Origin of the sequence: Mycoplasma sp. CSL10137 (assembly GCF_017116845.1) — a bacterium.
GTDB lineage: Bacteria > Bacillota_I > Bacilli_A > Mycoplasmatales > Metamycoplasmataceae > Mycoplasmopsis.
This window is the reverse complement of sequence record NZ_JAFIRE010000001.1, coordinates 223,810-245,772: the sequence shown is the minus strand read 5'-3', so window position 1 is coordinate 245,772 and position 21,963 is coordinate 223,810. Positions and strand designations below refer to the sequence as shown.

Below are 21,963 nucleotides of genomic sequence, written 5' to 3'. Positions count from 1 at the left end.
ATTTTTTATACTTTTTGACTATTATCAACGTTTTAAAATTTAGAATTAATTTTAGGCCCATGACCAAGAATTTATAGCAATAAAAAAATGATATAATTCAAATATTAAAATATAGTATTAAAATGGAGCAAAAATGAAAATAAGTTTTAAAGATTTTTTCAATATAAGCGATTTAGATATTAAAAAAAAGAATATAAAAGTAGAAACCTCTAAAAGTATAGGAAAAAATGGTTCTCTATTTATTGATGAATGGTTAACAAAAAGTGAGTGAGAAAAAGAAAATGGGAAATTTGAACATTTATTTCGTGCTTTTCAACCTAAAGGAAATCATAATTTTAATGAGTTAGGACTATTAGTATTCGCATTTCTTCATCTACCAAAAGAAGATGAATGATTATTTGTGTCTGCCGGCGTGGTTAAAGGTTGACCTGAAAGTAAAATTTTTAATGAAATAAACCTCGAAGAGAATCAAGCAAAAATAGAAATTTCGGAAAAATATAAACCATATTTTGGTAGGTTAATAGTTAATTATAAAAAGAAAAGCCAAAACCGTTTAATTTTTATAGATACATTTCTTGAGCAAAATCCAACAATTAAAGAGTTGTTGCCAACTATATATAGCGGTGAAAAATTTGAAGGTTATGATAATGTACATTTAAGCTACAAAAAATTAAAAGCTATTTTTAATGGAGATATATTACCAACATACAAAGAAGCGCTAGAGAATGTTAAAGGCGTATATTGTCTTACAGATAAAGAAACCGGAAAATTATATATTGGTTCAGCGACCGGAGTAGAAGGTGTAGCCCAAAGATGAGGTAATTATCTTGATTCTAAACACGGTGGTAATAAAAAATTAATTGCACTCTATAAAGAAGAAGGTGAAAAATATTTTGAAGAAAACTTCTATTTTTCTATAGTAGAATATTTCAGTTTATCATATGATGATGATAAAATACTAAAACGTGAAAATTATTGAAAAAAAGTTTTTTCAACAGTAAAGAACGGGTATAATAACAATTAAAAATAGTTTAAAATTTTAAAATTTAAAATATCAAGCATAAGGTAAAATTGTTTGATATTTTTTACTAATTTTAACCTATATTCATATAGTTTAATTAAACACTAAATCTACATTTAAAATATAAAAATAAAAGTGGTAAATGTGGTACAAAAATATATCTCATTATGCATACGGAAAATTTATGAAAATAATAAGCTATATTATTAAAATGCCTACGGTATAGGCATAAAATAATTATTTTACTTTAGTTTAACAAAATAAGTTAATCTAAAATCATACCAAAATTTAAGGATAAAAAACAAAAATTTTTAACTATTTTTTATTTTAATTTTTTTCTAAAAAACAGCCTTGAAATATTGTATTATATATTAACCCGTAGTAGCGGTTTACGGGCTAATAACTAAATTAAAATTGAGGAGCAACAAAAAATGGAAAATAAAAAAATAAAGATAAAAAATCAATATTATTATGATTCAGTTTCGCCAATTGAATATTATCAAAATGGTTTCAAAGGTAGATTAAGAAGTGTTAACTGAAATTGAATAAATGATGACAAAGATTTAGAAGTATGAAATAGAGTTACACAAAACTTTTGACTACCAGAAAAAATTCCTGTATCAAATGATTTAAAATCATGAAATACTTTAGATGAAAAATGACAACAATTAGTGACAAGAACTTTTACAGGTTTAACATTGTTAGATACTGTTCAAGCAACAGTTTCTGACACAGCGCAAATTCCGCATTCTACAACAGATCACGAACAAGTAATTTATGCTAACTTTGCATTTATGGTTGGTGTACATGCTAGAAGTTATGGAACAATTTTTAGTACACTATGTTCAAGTGAACAAATTGAAGAAGCTCATGAATGAGTTGTGGCAAATGACGCTTTACAGGCGAGAGCTAAGGCTCTTATACCATATTATGTAGGAGATGATCCACTTAAATCTAAAGTGGCATCAGCGCTTATGCCGGGATTTTTATTGTATGGTGGATTTTACTTGCCGTTTTATTTATCTGCACGTTCAAAATTACCAAACACAAGTGACATTATTCGTTTAATTTTACGTGATAAAGTAATTCATAATTACTATAGCGGTTATAAATATCAACGTAAGATCGAAAAAGAATCGGTTGAAAAACAAGCAGAAATGAAAGAGTTTGTTTTTAAATTAATGTATGAACTTATCGATTTAGAGAAAAAGTTCTTATACGAACTTTATGATGGTTTCCATCTAAGTGATGGTGAAAATTTAGCTGAGGATGCAATAAAATTTAGTTTATATAATGCAGGTAAATTTTTACAAAATTTAGGTTATGATTCACCGTTTACAGATGAAGAAACAAAAATTAAACCAGAAGTATTTGCGCAGTTATCTGCTCGTGCAGATGAAAATCATGATTTCTTCTCAGGAAATGGAAGTAGTTATGTTATGGGTGTAAGCGAAGAAACAGAAGACGAGGATTGAGATTTTTAATATGAAATTAGATACAATTAAATTAGATAACGTTGTGAAACCTACCGGTAATATTCATTGCGTTTACTTTAGTACAAATACAAAAAATACAGAAACATTTGTTAAAAAATTAGGTTTTAATAGTACAGCTATTCCTTATGAAATAGAAGAAAGTATTGAACTTAATTTTGATTATGTTTTATTTTGTCCAACATATTCTGGCGGCGGAGAATTTACAAGTGGTGCTGTGCCAAAACAAGTCATTAAGTTTTTAAATAACGAAAAGAATAGATCTCATTGTAGAGGTGTTGTTGCATCTGGTAATACAAATTTTAATAACACATTTGCCTTAGCAGGAAGTGTGTTAACATCAAAATTAAAAGTTCCTCTTTTATATCAATATGAACTTAGAGGTACCCCTTCAGATGTAGAGAGACTACAAAAGATCTTAAAAAATTTTTGAGGTATAAATGAATAAAACCTATAACAAATTAAATAAAGAAGATGATAAATATATTGCATTAAATGCTTTAGCTGGTCTTCAAATGAATGGGAAATATGATTTTGAAGCAGATAAAGAAGCAGCTAAGCAATATATGATTTCACATGTTTTACCTAGATTAAAACATTTTGATTCAGAGTTAGAAAGATTACAATTTTTAGTAAAAAACGACTACTACGAAGAAGAATTAGTAAGTAAATATGGTTATGAATATGTTATCGAATTAACAGAATATGGTTTAAGTTTTAAACATAAATTCCCCGGATTTATGGGTGCGTTTAAATTCTTTTCAACATATTGTTTGAAAAGCTTTGATGAAAAAGAGTATCTTGAAACTTATACGCATAGAGTTGTAATGAATTCATTATTACTTGGCGGAGGTAATAAAGAATTAGCCAAAAAAATATTAAAGGATATGATTTTAGGGTATTTTCAACCTGCTACACCAACATTTTTAAATGCTGGTAAGAAACAACGTGGAGAGTTTGTTTCATGTTATTTATTACGTGTTGAAGATAATATGGAATCAATAGCCCGTGGGATTTCAACTTCATTACAATTATCTAAACGTGCTGGAGGTGTTGCACTATGTTTAACTAACTTACGAGAATTTGGTGCTCCTATTAAGAAATTAGAAAATCAATCATCTGGTATTATCCCAGTAATGAAAATTCTAGAAGATAGTTTTAGTTATGCAAATCAACTTGGTCAAAGGCCAGGTGCTGGTGCCGTTTATTTAAATGTTCACCACCCTGAAGTTATGTCATTTTTAGACACTAAACGTGAAAATGCAGATGAAAAAATAAGAATTAAGTCGCTTTCTTTAGGTCTAATTGTTCCTGATATTACTTTTGAATTAGCTAAACAAAACCAACAAATGGCGTTATTTTCTCCAAAAGATATCAAAGATGTTTACGGTGTGCCAATGAGTGATATTTCAATCACTAAAGAATATGATAATTTAGTTAAAAACCCAAAAATTAAAAAAACTTATATTAGTGCTCGTAAGTTATTTCAAACTATAGCTGAATTACATTTTGAGTCAGGATATCCATACATACTTTTCGATGATACTGTCAATCAAAACAATCCACATAAAAATCGTGGAAGAATTGTTATGTCAAACCTATGTTCAGAAATTGCTCAGGTTTCAACAGAAACAGAATTTGATACTGATTTATCTGTTAAAAAAATAGGTGAAGATATTTCATGTAATTTAGGTAGTTTAAATATAGCTAAAATTATGGATTCAGGAAGTGAATTTGGTTCTGTAGTTGAACGTTCAATTCGTGCTCTTGATAAAGTATCAAGAATTGCTGATTTAAGTTCTGCTCCTTCAGTTAATAACGGAAATAGTAATAATCACGCTTTAGGTCTTGGAGCGATGAATATGCACGGATTTTTAGCAACAAATGAAATTTATTATAGTAGTGAAGAAGCTTTAGATTTTACTAATATTTTCTTTTATACAGTGGCATATCATGCATTCAAAACTTCAAACAAAATTGCTAGAGAAGTTGGTAAATTTAAATCATTTGATATTTCAGAATTTGCAAATGGTGAATATTTATCAAAATATACAAAATGTGAACCTGATAAGTTTACTCCTAAAACACAAAAAATTATTGATATTTTCGATAAATATCATGTTCAAATCCCAACACAGCAAGATTGAGTTGAATTAGATTTAAAAATTAGAAAATACGGCTTAGCAAATTCGCATCTGATGGCAATTGCCCCAACAGGAAGTATTTCTTATTTATCTTCATGTACACCAAGTTTACAACCTGTAGTTTCTCCTGTTGAAGTTCGTAAAGAAGGTAAAGTTGGCCGTGTTTATGTACCTGCTTATCAAGTAAGTAATGAAAATTTAAAATACTATTTAGATGGTGCTTATGAATTAGGTCCAAATCCAATTATTGATCTTGTTGCCGTTGCTCAGCAACATGTTGACCAGGCCATTTCGTTGACATTATTTATGACAGATCAAGCTACTACACGTGATTTGAATAAAGCTTATATAAGAGCATTTACTAAAAAATGTAGTTCTATTTATTATGTTCGTGTTCGTCAAGATGTTCTTGAAGGAAGCGAAAATTTAGAATGTCAAGCTTGCAAAATATAATAATTAAAAAATCAGATTTTAGTCTGATTTTTTAATTATTAAATGAGGAGAATTTATATATTATATTGCGTTTATAAATGACTTTAAACACTTAAAAAAGCAGTATTATATACTTTTTAAATTAAAAAACAATTTTTATTTTATTTTTTAGTTTTTTAATATATAATAAAAATATGAAAAAAGCAAATCAACATTACTCTAATATGTTTATGATTATTAGAAATAGATTTACCCGGATTAAATCTATTTAATTTAGTCATAAAATTCACTTTGTATTGTTGAACTATACATAATGGATTTTAATGATTTTATTGAAATCTATTGTGTCTATAGAGGTGCTGTTAATATTAGTAATTAATTGAGTTGGTAAACGAAGAAATTAATGAAAGGATTCAATAGCCGAAGCTTAAGTAATGACAATTACTTTTGCTGGTAGAAAAGCATAAAAGATTTCTACTCTTTGGTTTAATCATTGGCGCTATAGATATACATTTCTTTTGATATTATTCAATATATTATAATATTTAAAAAGTCTTTGTATGTTATATAGCATATAAAGCTTTTTTTATTTGTTTATAAAAGGAGATAAAAATGAAAAGAAAATTTTAATTAAAAACAATAAGTTTAACACTAACATCAGCTGGATTAGTATCTTTAGCTTCTTGTTCTAATACTAACTCAAATACAAAAAAATAGTGGTCATTATAAAAAGTTACAATTAGAATATAAAAAGTATAGAGAACAAAATGAAAATAATTCAATAGCAAAAGATGATGAAATCACAGGATTAAAAAATGAATTGAGTGAATCAGCGACAGAAAAAGATTTTAAAAACAACGAGTTAATAGAATTATTTGAAAAAATAGACGAATTAACTAGAAAAATTCAAGTTATGAGCGGAACTGCTATCGAGAGAAACAGTTTATCAGTAAGAAATTTATATAATCAAATTAGCAATTTTGCAGTTTCTGATTTTACCACTGCACTTAAAGAACAAAAATCTGAAACTTATAGTAAAGAAAAAAGTCTATTAGATCAAATAGTAGCAAGTATAATTAGTACAAACGTAGATGTTGCTACAACTGAAGAAGATTTTGCTAATTTATGGACTTGAGAAAGTATAGTGTTCCACCTTATAAGTAGAAGTAAATTAATTTATGAATACATAGATAACACGATTAATCCTATAACTGTATATACACCTAAATAAGAAGAAATAGATCTGCTATTTCAATGAAGAATTAAGGATTTAAATAAAATCATTAGTATTGTTAATTCGAAACTGCAAAGTACTTATGAAAACAAACAAGATTTATTAGATAGACTTTAATCTTATGTAGAGAAATATCAACAAGCAATTGATGAATCATCATTACTTCAACATCAAATTTCATTTTGATATAATCTTGGACAAGATGGTGACGATGGTGTAGCAAACAAATTTATTGATTTTTCATCACCAAATATGCGTAGTTTATTGCTTTCATTAAAAATTAATGATAGTGAATTTAGAGTTTTGTTATTCCTGTTTATAAACAAATATTTGATCCTAAATTTATTTCAGAAACCAAACCAAGTGCTTGAGTTGCAAAGTACTTATAAACATTGAATCGATTCTAATGTTAAAACATATATCAATTCAGTTAGATATGATGAATTATATAACTCAGTTAAATCAATAATCGATAGAATAAATGTTCCTTTGTTACGTAATAATTTAACTTACTTTAGCGAATTTAATGTTTGAGAAGATTTAAATAAATTTGTTAATGACGCAAAAGCGGTATTATTAGATGGATACTTAGTAGATAATACAAAAGAGAAGCAAGATTATGATGCTGAAGTTAACCAAGAGTTTGATAACAACAACAATAATAGTTTTGCAAAAATATTCGAGGACGAATTTAAACCTTTATCTCAAAAAAGTGATAATGAATCAAAATATTTATACAAAAATTTTTATGATAAATATTCTCAATCAATCAAAAATATAAAAGGCATGGACACTTCTACATTCCAAAAATCATTTTTAAGATATACAAAATATCAAATAGTAAAAAAAGAAATAGAGATTTCGAAAAAAATTATAAAATTTTACACATTAACAGGTGATAATCTTGAAGATCCAAAATTGTTAGAATTATTAAAATTAGATAATTCAGCTAAGTATGATAAATTAATAAGAGAATCAACTAAAAACAAAGAAAGAGATCAAGAAAGTTTTAAAAAACAAAAAGAATTATTAGAAGCATTCTTATTAAATTTTGATTCTGATAATGAAACAGCAAAAGAATCAATTCTTAATGCATACAAAAAAATGATTCCTATCATAGACGAATTTGTAGAAAAGTTAAACCCAAATATAGATGAAAATAATAATATTATTGGAGAATGAGGTCATATGTATGGCGATAAAACCAATAAAGTTATTAATTTATTAAACCAATTAAAAAACACACTTGAAACGTCAAAAGATTTGGCTAATAATAAAGAAGATGATGATGATCAAGAATTAAAAGATAATATGAATAAAATCGTATTAGAGTCAAATAATTTTATGAAAATGTTTATCGGAAAAACAAGTGATAGCGAAGAAAGTAATACAAGTAAAAGTCTTATTCAAGAGTTTAATGAATGATTACAAACAGAATATTATGAATTAGAAGGTGATGATTATGATTCTCAAACTAAGATTTTCGTTAATATTATTAAAATATTAAATGATATTAAAGTTTTAAAAAATGCATCATTAGATAAAGCGGAAGTTATAAAATTATTAAATAATAAAAAAGAATTGTCTAACATATATTTAAGTGAACTTGAAGAAATTTTTAGTAGCGGGAAAGCTTGATCCGAATTTAGTGAAAGTGAATTAGGAAAGGTTCGCACACCTTTAAAAAATATTTTAAATTCATTTAATACAAAAATTGATGCTTCTATTGATAAATTAAACAAATCTAATAACATAACAAACGAATTAGATGAAATAATAAAATTTGCAATAAGCGAAATAAATCATATTGGTTCTACTTCAGATGGTGTTCCACCTATTTCAAAAATATTAGAAGAAACCTTAGAAAGTTATGACAATGATATAAAAAGATACGAAAGCAAAAGAGAAAAATCATTACCTCTTTCAAAAATATTAGCTTCGCAAGAAATTATAGTTCTATTACGTTATTGAAAAAATAATAATAAATCGGAATATGAAAAAATACAATTACATGTTGATCCTCAAGGTACTGAAACATACCATGATCGTGATTTAGCTAATTTCTTAAACAAAGAATTAACAAGTGTTTCAAATAAACAAAATTATAATTCTATAATGAATGTTGATGGTACATTAAATAGTTTTGACATTGAAGTAAAAGAAGGAGATTCGAAAGAAAACTCTCAAAATGTTAATAACGAATTTTTTGAATCAGTTACAGAAATAACTCCAAAGGTTATATATGATAAATTTAATGAAATAGAATCTGAATACGCCAAAAGTTTATATGATTTTCTGTTTAAAAACAACGAAAGTTCAGAAGAATTAAAAACAAGATTGGTAGAAAAAAGAATGCAATACTATACATTTTTAAATAAACTTTCAGAAATGGACGTTTTCTTGTCGAACTCATTTATTAGATTTGGTTCAGACTTATTAACATATATAGAAGATGATCCAGAACAAAATTTCTTATTAAGTGATTTATTAAGTTACTACGCAAAAACCGCTGCTGTTGGCGAAATAATGACAGAAATACATGAAAAATATATTAAATAATATTTACGAAAGGAAATATGAAAAACAAAAAAAGAAAAAAGTTCAATTGAAGAGCTTCTGTTTGACCTAAATATGTAATTTCAGCTGCTCTTATTTTTGCCGCAACAGCGACAACAATTTCTTTGCTTAAATATAATTCAGTTAATCAACAAGCCGAAAAAGGTGTTGAAAAAAATGAATTAAAAAATGAATTTGTTGAAGTTAGCAAAGCAAAAGTGTCTTTTGTTACCACAGACAAAGCAACATTAATTGCTGAATTTGATCCATTAAAAGGAGCAAATGGTGAAGTTTTAGTCAATGGTAATTGAGTTGATTATGATAAATTCTTGAATGATTATTTTGAAGAGAATCATTCATTACCGTTTTTAAATATAAGATATGGTAATTTTGACTTTTATAATGAATATTTAGAAGCTGTTAATGCTGTTGATTTTTATAATTTTACACAATGATTCATGAAAAACGTTTCATGAGGTCCTGAAATAATAACACTTAAAGAGTTTTCAATTGTTAAAGGGGTTGAACAACATGGTAATAGCATTACTTTAGGGGCTCACTCAAACGAAAATAAAGAATATACACAAATTAAATTTTACCCTGATGCTTTCTTTGGTTCAATACCATTACACAGTACCCTCAGTGGTGCCGGAAATGCTTCAGATTCTTTATTGTATAAAATTAATAAAAAATTATGAAGTTATGAAGAAGTTCAAAAATTCTTATCGAATGTTACAAAATATAATTCATTTTCAAATACATCATTAGAAACACTTCGTCGTTTTTCATTTAGAAAAATTAGCGATGTTCGTTCTTTAAAGAATAAAAAAGTTTTTGTTGTTTCAGGTTCTTTACCTGAATCAATAAAAGAAAATTCATTTAGTTCAATTGAAAAATCAAGAATTAATATACCTTCAGATTATTTATCAATTGTCTACGCTAAAAACATCGAAGAAGCTAAAGTCAAATTTAGTGAATATGCCAAACAGTATTCAAATTTAGATAAATTTAATACTCTAAATGATTTAGATAAATTTACTTTTGAAGAAAAAACAATTATTAATATTAAATACGATTTCTATAACGAAGGTATTGAGCACGGTTATTCAGATAAATATTTAAGAATTTTCTTTGATGATGGTAAATCAATTGCTTTATTTAATGCTATTAATGATGCTGAATACAGATATATAGACGATAAAGGTGATGAACAATATGCAGTTCCTGAAACAGTAGAAAGTATTGAACAAGGTATAGACCATAACCGTATTAATTTTAGTAATTTATCATCTGATATTAGAGCATTATATGATCAATTTATTTTAAAAAATGAATCATTAGATCAACAAGTCTTTGACAACATTGATAAATATATAGAATCTCAACAATCATTAAAAGAGATCGACGAGGAAATTGTTAAAAATAATGATGTCGTTCAAAAAAGTAAAAAAGAATTTAAAGATATTTTAGTTGCGTATGAAGAAAACAAAAAAACTAATCAAGCTAAAGTAGATGAATTAAGTGCACAGGTAGAAGCTAAGAATTCCGAAATTTTAAAACTTCAGGAAGAATTAAAAGAAACAGAAGATGAAGAAGATTTAAAAGAATTACATTTTAAAATTTATAAATTAAATAAAGAAATTGAAGATTTAGAATTACAAATTTCAGATTATTTAGATGCAGTAAATAGATCTCAAGCTAAAATTGATGAATACACTCAATTAATTCCTACTGACGAGCAATTAAAACAAGCTCATAAAAATATTTCTGATTTAGTTGCAAGAAAAAGAGAAATTAATTTAGAAGAACAAAAAAGATTGCTAGAAGAAACTTTAGTTAAAGCCGGATTAGGTTCAGAAAAGTTTGAAACTGTAATTAATTTGAAAAAATTATTAGACAAATTAAATGAGATTGAACAAAATGAGATAGATTACAATAATTCTACTATTCAACAAAAATTTGACTATGTTAAATTAGTTCATGATTTTATTATTCAAAATAGACCATCATTCAACTTATATAGCGAAGTTTTAAATGGTAATGTTTTTGCTGAGTTAAAACCAGAATCAGATCGTTATGTTTTATATTCTATTGATTTAGGTTATATACCAACACAATTAATAGCAGTTGATGAACTTAATAAGTTGTCTGACGACACCCAAATTAATTGGAGAGAGTACTACAATATTGATGGATTTTTAAGAACCAAAGCAGATAAAGAGGCTACTGGTCGTTCTGAAAGAAGTGATTTTTATGTATATGCACCAAAAATTAATTCTATTTCAGATCCTTATGCTACAACAGAAAAACAAAATGATTTTAAACAAAAAGCTATTACAGAAATAAATAAAAAATTGAGTGATACTTTGAAAGTTAAAGATGAATTTTTAAACGATGAAGAGTTAAAAAATCAATCAACTAAAATTGATAATAGTTTAAATAGTTCAAATTATTCTAATTTATTAGAAGAGTTTGAAAATACAAAAAAAGAATTAGATGACCTTTCTAAAGAATATAAACAAAATATTCGTAATTATGTTGTAGTTATGACTTTAAAAAGTTTATCAGAAGCAGAAGAAAATGGATCTAGAGTATTCTATAAAGAAATTGAAAAATCATTGCTGGAAAATGATGATTTGGCAGAATATAAAGATGATTTTATGTCTATTTTAGACAAATCAGATTCATTAAGACAAGAGATACAAGAAAAATTAGTTTTCTTTAAAGCGAAAGTTAGTGAAAAATTAAAAGATTTTGTAAGAATTTATACTGAAGCCGCAGAAATTACCGCTAGTTTAAAACCGGAATTCGATTCTTACCATAAAATGGTTTCAGAAAAATTTAAAGTATCATTAAACAACATAATTAATAAAATAGCTGATGCTGATTTATTAGACCCAACCGCCAATCAATACATGAATGATTTAATTTCAGAAAGCATTGATGCTATAGATAGCTTTAATATTAGTTTAGCTAATTCAAATAAAAATCTTCAAACAATATTGAATGATTTCAAAGATTCGTTAAATTATTTAAGAAGATTAGAACAAGAATTTGGATTAAATAATTTTGACGATTTAATTAAAAGATACTTTTCTATCATTTCCAATCCAGTTTTTATGAGTTTTGGTTTTCGCGGAGAAAATGATACCAAAGAAGAGCGCATTAAATGAATTGCTGCAATTTTTAAACCAATAATCGAATATAGATACAATTTATATGAAACTAATAATAAATTAGTTGAAGATTACACAGAAAAAATTGAAGAACTTGAAAACGAGATAGACAAATTAAATTCTAGCGAAGAAAAAAAACCTGAAAAAATTGCGGAATTAAAGGAAATAAAGAGAAAATATGAAGTTTTAGCTGAGTATTATAAAGGATTGGTGGCTAAAACTGAAATGGATGAAGATTCAAGCTTTGGAAAAATCGCAAATGGAGCATACGATATCTTAAGTGAACATTGGGATAATGAAGATTTTGAAGAGGGTGGTGAAATGGAATATGACTTCGAAGAAGAAAATCCTGCCGCTTGAGAACAATTTAAAACTCAAATAGATAGATTTAATACAGATGTAACAGAATATACAAAACTTAGAGATAAAACTTATGATTCAGCAGAAGCATTTACACGTAAAAGTTCCGATTATGCAGATCAATTAAAATTAAGCTTTAATACATTTAAGGAAATTGAATCAAAATATAAAACGGTAATGGATCAAACTTTTGAAAATGCAAAGAAAATTATCAATAGAGATATTGCTTCAAAAGTGTGATTAGAAGCTATGAATAGTTCTGAAGGATTAACAATTTCAAAGAAAAACCCTTTATATGTTTCAAATTCTAAAATCGATTTAATTCAAAAATTAACTAAAGCTGGAATTATAACACCAGAGACAAATTTAGTAGAGTTTAGTGAAAATAATATTTTCAATGTAAAACTAAATAAAGTTGAGAAAAAAGGAACAAAACTTTATCTAACACTTAAAGAATATGTTAATAATGAAGGAAATGATTTTGAAAGTTATTTAAATACCAGATTTGTTAAGTTTAATGTAGATGCAAATATTGATGAAAAAGAAAATGGTGATGCCCTTGATCAAGTAAAAGATTTATTTAATGTCATTGAATATAAATCAGTTGTGCAACCATTTGCAATTAAAGAAGAAGGAAGCAAAAATATTAGTACACCAGAAGGTGTTAAAAATGTTTCTACATATAGCGTTTATGTAGAAGCTTATGATGGTTTTGCTAGTTCGCTTGTTAAAAAAGTTCCTTGAGCAACTGAAACTCTTGAAGGAGAGCACCTAGTAAGAAAATTAAATTCTAAAGGTGAATTCGAATATGTTTTAGAAAATGGTAAATATTTTGGATTGAACCCAGATTCACGTGTTGGTATTTGATCATTAATCGCAATGAACAATAAAAATTACAAAGGACTTGCGGCTGATTTTCTTAAATTTGTTGCTGCTCACGAATATGGTCACCACATGACATTAAATTCAGCACAAGATTTAGGTGATAAAGGCAACAAACCAATTTTTGGTTCTGCATTAACACCTGGTTCAACACCTAATATACAAAATTACTACAAAAGAGATGTTATTGATTTATACTTAAAAGCTAGAACACATTTAAGTTTAAATTCTTCACCACTTCTAAACCAACCTAATATTGTTTCTGAAGAAAATGATGGAGAATATTTATTATTTAATTTACCTAAAAAAGAAAATAACGAAATTATCAACAATGAAAGAACAGTTGAAAAACCTGAAAATGTTTGAGGAAATAAAGTTGGTAACGAAAACTTGAAAGATGCATTATTAAATAATAATCGTAGATTTTTACAAACATACGAAGGGCTTCTTAAAGCAACCGAATCACGTAGAAAACAAAACGGACTAACTTTGACAGAAGATAAGAAATGATTAAATGTTTCTGACTTATGATTGATGAATACATTAGATCAAAACTCGGGTACACTTAACCCATCAAAAAATTCAGATGAACAATATCCAGTAAAATATATGGTTCAAGATGCAGACGGAGTTTGAAGATTTAAAAAAGCGTCTTTAGATATGCTTAAAGGTAAAGCTAAAGATGGTATGGGTAATTTGATAGATTTTTATGAATATAACGGAGAAATATTACCTAAAATTGTTGAAGGTGAAAGAAATGATAAGGGTGAATTTATTAAGATAGATAAAGTTTTAATCTTTAATAAAGATAAAACCCCTATTATTAATGTTCCTTTAGGAATTGATTTTACATCCGCTGAAAATAACCCTTTTTATCAAATTGGTAAACAAGGAACAAATACAAATGTTAATATAACACTACAATATGTAAACAAACAAATTAAAGATGCCGAAGATACAATTAAATCACTTATTGTAGATAATTACTCAATTAATGGGTGAGATTCAAATACATCTAATACTTCATTAGAACCAAAAACTAGTGTTGAATTCCCGCTTTTAGGAACTTTATTCTCAGAACTTAGTCCAAATTATAATAAAACATTATTATTACCATATTTAGATAATGTAAAATCAAGAAAACGTAGTGATGGCGGAATAAATGCATCTTACTTTATTGCTAAATATTATGGAGAAGATGGAGAAGTTCTTTATGATAGATTTGCAAAAATTAATAAAAACAATATCATTAAAAATCCATTAGTTCAAGAAGAATTTTATTTAAATCCATATTCTGAAAAATCAAAAGCAGATTCATCATTTGTTGATGTAATACTTGAATTATATTTAGGTACAGGTGGTACTTACGAAACTCTTTCTGCTGGTGGTAAACATGTATTATGATTAAGCGAAAATGAACAGTATTTACCAAATGTTAATTTAAAACAAATTTTTACAACAGGTTTTCTAGATGGACAATTAAGTGCTGATATTTTAAAACAATTAGAACAAAAACAATTCATGGATTGAATGAGTCCTTTTGTTGCTAAATTTATCGGACGTGATGTCGCAAATAATAGTTTCTTAATGATTAACGGAAGCGGTGATGTTGTTTCGAAAAATACTATAAATCCAACTCTTCCTAATTTTGCGGAATTTCGTACATTAAAAATTAATCAAGGAATTGTTGCTAAAGATATTGAAAACAATCTATTTAATAGTTACTATGTAACAGGTACTAATGGAATCAAAAATTATGGTTTTGATATTCAATTTAATGATTTTGATACATTCCTTGCTTTTACAAGTGTCGATACAACAAAAGCAATTTTAGATGTCGCAAATAACGTAGTAAATTGAGATTTAGACTATGTTAAAGCTAGATTTGATATCCCTAAATTTGCAAGAGAATTAAAGATTGCCTTAGCCAAAGAAGAAAAATTAACTTCTGAAGAAAAATCTTACTATAATAAATTGATAGAAAGTAATAACGAACAACAATATGCAAATGAAATAATGAAAAGATTCACTAATTCATCATTGAACTTATTTACAAGAGATCATACTTTTAAACAAATAAGAGATAAAATCAATGAAAGTAAGGAAAATGAATTAAGATACGGTTGAATTTTTGATAAAGATTTAGGATACGGCTTATTTAAATCAGATGGTGTTGTTGTAAGTGATAAAGCGAGAGAAAATGATCAATGATCAATTTCCGTTAAAAAATTCTTTGATACATATCAAAGTTTTGCTGATGAAAATCAAGTTGACTTAGACCAATTTTCATTATTTGATGACTTAATTTTGGACGATAAAATTCAAATGTATACAACTCAACTTTTATACAATTTAAGACTTTCAAAATTCCAATTTAAAGATATATTATTATCATTCGCAAGAGGAAAAACCAAAAAAATTAAACCAACTTCAGATGTTGAAGCTTACTTTAAGACAAAAACAGAACGTAAATTTAATGAATTATTCTCAGATTATACATATTCATTTGCTGAAACAATCAATCGTGATAACTTACAAATAACATATTCACCTTCTCAAGATGAATATAGAAACTTACCAAGCTTTTTATCAGGGTTAAATGAATCAAATACAGGTTTAGAATATGTTTTAGACGGTTCGTATACAGCTAAATGAAGAGATTTAATGTTTAAGTTTAAGGGCGAAGAAAAAGAAACTGTTCAAAATACAATTGTTGAATTTGAACAAAAAAATGATAACGAAGATAAATATAGATCAGAAAAAATAGGAACATCGTATTCACCTAGTGATTTAGCATCAAACGATAATTTCTCTGATGACCAAAATAAATCTCCTTTATATTTAGGACGTTTCCAATCAATTAATAATGGTTGATTTAAAGATCGTTGATATAGAGATTTTATTAATTTTAGACTTTATGATGATGAAGGTAACTCGATCCAAGATGATACAATACGTATCACTGATTTAGAAGGTAATGTAGTATCAGATAGAGCAAAAGCTTATTGAGAATACTATATTCAATCTCAAGGTGTCGGAAAACGTAATGTTTCTAACATTTGAAGAAATACAGATAAAGACGCAATAGCTATGTTTGGTTATCTAAATAATGAGGATATAAACAAAGTTGATTATTTAGTATTTGAAGATTTAGAAACACAAGAGGTTAAAACAATTAAAATTAACAAAAAGAATAGTAGTAATATGTTCTATTATAAAACTCAAAATGTTAATAACGAAAACAACCCAACTTCACGTCATTGGTTAGGTGATGAAAGATATAATTATACTGATTCAAATGGTCATCATCAAGGACAAGGGTTTACCGCATGAGTAAGTGATTATGCGATCATGTCTAATTATTCAAATAAATTATTAACACCAAACCATGAATATAAAATTTACTTTTCAGATAATTCTAAAGGAACAAAAACATTAGAAATAGATTTAGGTACAGCAGAAAGTATTTCAGAAAACGGAAAAACATTTTCACAGGCACCAACATCAATTTATTTAAAAGAAATTGATGGCAAAAAAGTACCTGTATTTAAAGTTGGTGTTCAATTTAACGGAACTAAATAAAAAGGAGAAAGATGAAATCAAGAAAAAAAATAAAAACATTTTTATTAGCAATTAGTTCTTTTTCAATTCCTCTTGTTGGTGTTGCTTGTTCGCAAGCTCCAACTAAAGAAGGAAACAAAGAAGTTAGTGGACTTAAGAATGAAAATGAAAAAGTTAGAGTTAATGCTAGTTTATTAAATTCTGTGAAAGATTATAATTTAGGTCTTGCAGCCAACCCAATCAACTCTTTAAATTACATTAAGTACCCTTCTGTTAATAAAATATTACCTTCATTAGTTGAATCGCCAATTAAATCCGGACCTAACGAAGCTATTAAAAGAATTGCTAATATACCAAGGATGAATTGGGGTTTATACCAATCCGAAGATGGGACAGTTGATTCGTTTTTAAAAGAAAATCCAAATCCGGAAAATTCGGGAATGTTTTACTCTTTAGATAATTTTGGATCTGCTCCCGGGACTATAAATACCGACCAAACAGAATATTATTCAGTAAATTCAATTATTACTACAAATAATAAGTTTTTAACATCAAACATATTTTTAAATGATGGACAAAGTAAATGAAGTAACGGCGACTCCGTTACTGCAGATGACTATATTGACGGAATTCATTATATTTTAGATTTAGAAACAGGTTCTCAAAGAATAACATCTACATTGCAACGTAAATTTCAAAATGCAAATGAATTAATGCAAGCTCAACAAGAGTATATTCAAAAACATAGTGTTGCATTTAAGAATCCGTTTGCTTATCCTCCAGTTATAGAAGTTAATGGGAAATGAGAATATGATGTATTTAATCCTGATTATCAACCTTGAGCATCACAAAATATAGGTGATGATGATGAAGTTTTAAAAATTAAAAATAATGCTTTAGCGTTAGGATTATATTCTGGTAGAATGTACTGAAATTATGATAATAAAACAATTTTAAGTGCTATTCCTTATTCTCCTGATTTTGATTTTGAAGCAGAAGATACATTGATTATGTTACCTAATCCTGAATATTCTTTAAAACTTCATACTGAAAAAGAATTAGAAACTATACCTCAAAGATTACCAAAAAGAATTAGAAAGTATTTATATTTTGATCCTAAACAAACAGTTTCTGACGATTTTAAGTCATTATTAAAAGAATCAAGAAGTTTAAAACATAAAATGGGTGATTTAAAATATTCTGAAGATACTAAAAATGAATATATTGAAAAAATTAATAAATTATATAAAAATTTAGTTTCTAACGGACAAACAACACTTGATAATGATTTTGTTAAACAACTTAATCCTAAAAAATATTTCAAAAATCGACTTCTAGGTCTTGATGAATATACTTTAAGAATCGGTTATGACGAATATGAACCTTCAAGCATTAACAGTGCATATCGTGATTTAGAAGGTGAATTAATTCCGGTTAATAGGTTATTTATAGAATCAATAGGTGGAATTAAGGAGTTTGGACTTAAAAAAGAAAACTTTTTAACTAATGGACCATTTAACATTGATGACTTAGTTTTAGGGCCACAAGGTTATGTGTTACTTACTAAAAATAATCAATACTATTCCGCATCTAAAACAATAAGTGATAGAATTAAAATATTCTTTTCAAATGAACCGAACATTAATTCCGCTATGTTTGAAGATGGGTATATTTCTGCAACAAGAATTCCATCGGTTTTACAGTGAGATTATTGATCAAATTTAGCTACAAGAAAATACATGAATAAATCAAATGGTTTTGGAACTATTGCTCTTGGATTTAATTTAGATAAGGAAACCAATAAAGATTCTTTTGTTAATGATCAAGATTTAAGAAACGCAATTTATTATGCCATTGATAGAAATGAAATGTTAAATATAGTCGGATGAAATACTTCGTTCCCTGTTATAACATGAACTGCATTTGGTCAAGCTTCTTCAAGTTTTGGAGACGCTGTTGAGGCTGGTTTTGAACATGATTATATGTATGCAAAATATGGAACATACCCTAAAGATCAAAGTGATTCGTCAAATTACTTAAATCAAACAGTGTTTAAAAAATCTAAAGAACAAGCAGATAAAAATAATTGAGGAATTCCAATCCCTGTTCAAAACTATACACATATTGATCATATTTCAAAAGCTATGAAATTTGAGACAGTTGATAGAACTGACAAAGGTTATCATTTAGATGTTGCTAGAGCATATATAAATAAATTCAAAGAAAGACATCCGGGTATAAACCATGTTACTTTAAGATTTATTTCAAATTCTACAGATGAACAAAAAAATGCCGGTTTAGCGCTTAAAGATTTTATGCAAAAAGCATTTGGTGACTTTATTGAAATTGATATTAAAAACTTACCAGAAAATGTTTATGAAGATTGAAGAACTACAGGTAAATTTGATTTAATTTATCGTAATTTCGATACATTTGGAAGTGATATTTATTCTTATATAAGAGTTTTCTTAAAACCGGATGAAATAAATTCAAATCAGCAAAAGACAACTGGTTTTAGAAATAATCCTGTTGGAAGTTGAATTTATAATGATTATTTTAAAAATTTAGGTTATTCAAGAGACGAAAATAATAATTTAGTTATAAAAAACGACGAAGATAAAATTAAGATAGAAGATCTTAAACAAAGATTGAGAATTTTAGGTGGTGAAGAAGCACCTAATAAACCAAAAGGTCCGAATGTTTGAGAAAAAATAGTGGATCTTTCTGTTATGTACAATGACGAAAGTTTAAACGACTATACTCAACGTTATTTAAGATTCTTTACAAGTCAATTTACAGAAAAAGAAAAAGAAGAAGGTTGAACTGAGGTTATTGCTTTTGCTGTAATAGCAGGTTTTGAAAAAATAGTGCGTGAAACAGCACCTGTAATCCCACTTATGGAAGTAGATACATATTGAGAAGTTACAAGAGTAAATGGTGTTAGTGGATTATATTCATATTCATTGCAATACGCTTATGATGTTCTTAATCCGCCTGTTGCTAATTTACCAACAATAATTAAATAAGGAGAAAAATAGATGAAAATAAAAAATACAAATAATTTTGTAACAGAAAATGAACTGAATTTTAAAGATAAAAAATTATCCAATAATAATTCGTTTGTTGACTTTGCAAATAAAATTAAGCCAAAAACCACACTTGTAAATGAAGTTTTTAACACTCAATCAAGTTTAGTGAGAGCATTAAGAAGACTTTTTATTATGGCTTTTGAGTTCTTTACTATAGCTTGAATAGTTGTGACAATTACATTCTTCTTAATAAACTCAATACCTGGGTCTACAACCTTAACATCAGGATTAGATGAAGCATCAAAAAAAGCAATTGAAGCACAATATGGTCTAGATAAACCGTTATTTCAAAGGTATTTAATTTATTTACAAAACTTATTCCATGGTAATTTCGGAATTTCGTATTCTGTATTTCCTGGGCAAAATATTAATGATTTTGTTTGAGTAAGATTTTATAAATCTTTCTTGATCGGAATATTTTCAGTTATGCTAACTTTAGTTATCGGTATACCAATTGGAGTTTATGTTGGTATGAATCCTGATAAATTACCCGATCATATTGCTACAGTAGTTGTCTCAATTTTCTCATCAATTCCATCACTAGTTTTTGCTTTATGATTATTATTATTGGGTCGTATCATTAATATACCTTATTTATATGTTGAAACTGATATTACAACTTATATATTACCTGGTTTAGCATTATCATTAGGTTCAATTATTGTTTATATTAAATATATTAGAACAGAATTAAATCGTGAGTTAAACTCACAACACGCTAAGTTTTGTTATTTAAAAGGACTATCAAAATCAAGATTTGTCTGAACACATGCTCTTAAGCCGTCATTATTCCCAATTGCAACTTTCTTCCCTGTAGTTATTTTTGGTAGTTTTATTGGTAGTTTGTTTGTTGAACAAATATTCTTTATTACAGGTTCTGGTGGTTTATTACTTAATGCAATTACTTCAAAAGATTACAATATAATCTTATTCATGGTTACAGTATTCTCATTATTAACAATTCTCTCATATACAACTCGTGATGCTCTTTATAAATTAATTGATCCACGTGTTAGAAGAAGAAAGTAGGAAAAATGATTTTTAAAATAAAAAAACAACATGTATCACCAAACAATGAACACGGTAAAGATTTAGCGCCAAATCGTTTTATTCAACCGCTTAATTATAAAAAATGAGAGTTAATTGGTAATTTACTCGAATACCATGAATCTAAAAATATTAAAAAACAACAAAATAAATGATCAGAATTATTTTATAGATATTCTAGAAGTTATGCAGGTGTATTTGGTCTAATATTATTTTTAACAATTGTTATTAGTTCTCTTATAATTCCTTTTTTCACAAGAAATCCTGAAACTTTACATATAGAAAATAAATATGAAAACTTTTTCGAAAACGGATCTATTTTTGGGACAGATTATTTAGGTCGCGACTTATTTGGGCGTTTATGATGAGGATTAAGATATTCTTTAGCTCTTGCTTTAGTTACCACAATTATTCAAGTTGCTATTGGGTTATTAATCGGTATAACTATGGGACATTTTAGAATTTTTGATACTATTATGACATATATAATTAAAATTATTTCTAATGTTCCGTCAATAATTATTTTAATCGTTATAACAATAGTTTGAAAACCTACATTTTGAGTTATAGTTTTCGCTCTTACTTTTACATCTTGGACAGGTATTGCAAATCAAATGAGATCCCAAGTTTTAAGAGCTAAAAATTTTGAATGAGTAGCAGCTTCAAGTATTTTAGGTACACCTACTTATAAAATTCTTCTTAATTATTTACCTGTTGTAGTTCCGCTTTTAGTTACAGAAATAGTGTTCCATATTCCAGGGGTTATTCTTAGTGAAACATCATTGGCATTTATTGGATTAAGTATTGATATACCTACTTTAGGAAATTTAATTTCTGAAGGTTCTAAAGTATTTACTGCTTACCCGAGATATGTTTTAATCCCGTCTACTATGCTTGTTTTACTTACAACTTCAATTCAGTTAATATCTGCAAGTGTTCAAGATTCATTATTAAGACAAAGATAGGAA

At 27.0% G+C, this 21,963-nt stretch carries 10 protein-coding genes and 1 riboswitch; all 10 genes read left to right on the top strand.

All coding sequences use genetic code 4. The features are described 5' to 3' along the window. The first annotated feature begins 133 nt into the window (after positions 1 to 133). Entirely contained in the window at positions 134 to 1,024 is an 891-nt protein-coding gene (locus JXZ92_RS00760; protein ID WP_205851882.1) for a GIY-YIG nuclease family protein, read from the top strand. A gap of 428 nt (positions 1,025 to 1,452) precedes the next feature. Next, positions 1,453 to 2,505: a class 1b ribonucleoside-diphosphate reductase subunit beta gene (gene nrdF, locus JXZ92_RS00755; RefSeq protein WP_205851881.1), complete on the top strand. Its 1,053-nt coding sequence runs from the start codon at positions 1,453 to 1,455 to the stop codon at positions 2,503 to 2,505. 1 nt (position 2,506) lies between these two features. Then, positions 2,507 to 2,962: a class Ib ribonucleoside-diphosphate reductase assembly flavoprotein NrdI gene (nrdI, locus tag JXZ92_RS00750; RefSeq protein ID WP_205851880.1), complete on the top strand. Its 456-nt coding sequence runs from the start codon at positions 2,507 to 2,509 to the stop codon at positions 2,960 to 2,962. Continuing rightward, on the top strand, positions 2,955 to 5,111 hold the full coding sequence (nrdE, locus tag JXZ92_RS00745; RefSeq protein WP_205851879.1) for a class 1b ribonucleoside-diphosphate reductase subunit alpha: 2,157 nt from the start codon (positions 2,955 to 2,957) through the stop codon (positions 5,109 to 5,111). Before nrdI ends, nrdE begins: the two co-directional genes overlap by 8 nt. A gap of 322 nt (positions 5,112 to 5,433) precedes the next feature. Beyond that, positions 5,434 to 5,600: riboswitch (Lysine riboswitch) on the top strand. A gap of 310 nt (positions 5,601 to 5,910) precedes the next feature. Further along, positions 5,911 to 6,321 (top strand): hypothetical protein, encoded by a 411-nt coding sequence (locus tag JXZ92_RS00740; protein ID WP_205851878.1) that lies wholly within the window; start codon positions 5,911 to 5,913, stop codon positions 6,319 to 6,321. 267 nt (positions 6,322 to 6,588) lie between these two features. Beyond that, the gene (locus JXZ92_RS00735; protein WP_205851877.1) at positions 6,589 to 8,883 is read left to right on the top strand and encodes a hypothetical protein; all 2,295 of its coding nucleotides are present in this window, start codon (positions 6,589 to 6,591) and stop codon (positions 8,881 to 8,883) included. 17 nt (positions 8,884 to 8,900) lie between these two features. Next, positions 8,901 to 16,880, top strand: a complete 7,980-nt coding sequence (locus tag JXZ92_RS00730) for a PDxFFG protein (protein ID WP_205851876.1) — start codon at positions 8,901 to 8,903, stop codon at positions 16,878 to 16,880. A gap of 11 nt (positions 16,881 to 16,891) precedes the next feature. Then, positions 16,892 to 19,885 (top strand): ABC transporter substrate-binding protein, encoded by a 2,994-nt coding sequence (locus tag JXZ92_RS04085; protein ID WP_205851875.1) that lies wholly within the window; start codon positions 16,892 to 16,894, stop codon positions 19,883 to 19,885. Between the two features lie 12 nt (positions 19,886 to 19,897). Beyond that, positions 19,898 to 20,977, top strand: coding sequence for an ABC transporter permease (locus tag JXZ92_RS00720; protein ID WP_205851874.1), 1,080 nt, complete (start codon positions 19,898 to 19,900; stop codon positions 20,975 to 20,977). A gap of 5 nt (positions 20,978 to 20,982) precedes the next feature. Next, positions 20,983 to 21,960: an ABC transporter permease gene (locus tag JXZ92_RS00715; protein WP_205851873.1), complete on the top strand. Its 978-nt coding sequence runs from the start codon at positions 20,983 to 20,985 to the stop codon at positions 21,958 to 21,960. The last annotated feature ends 3 nt before the right edge of the window (positions 21,961 to 21,963 follow it).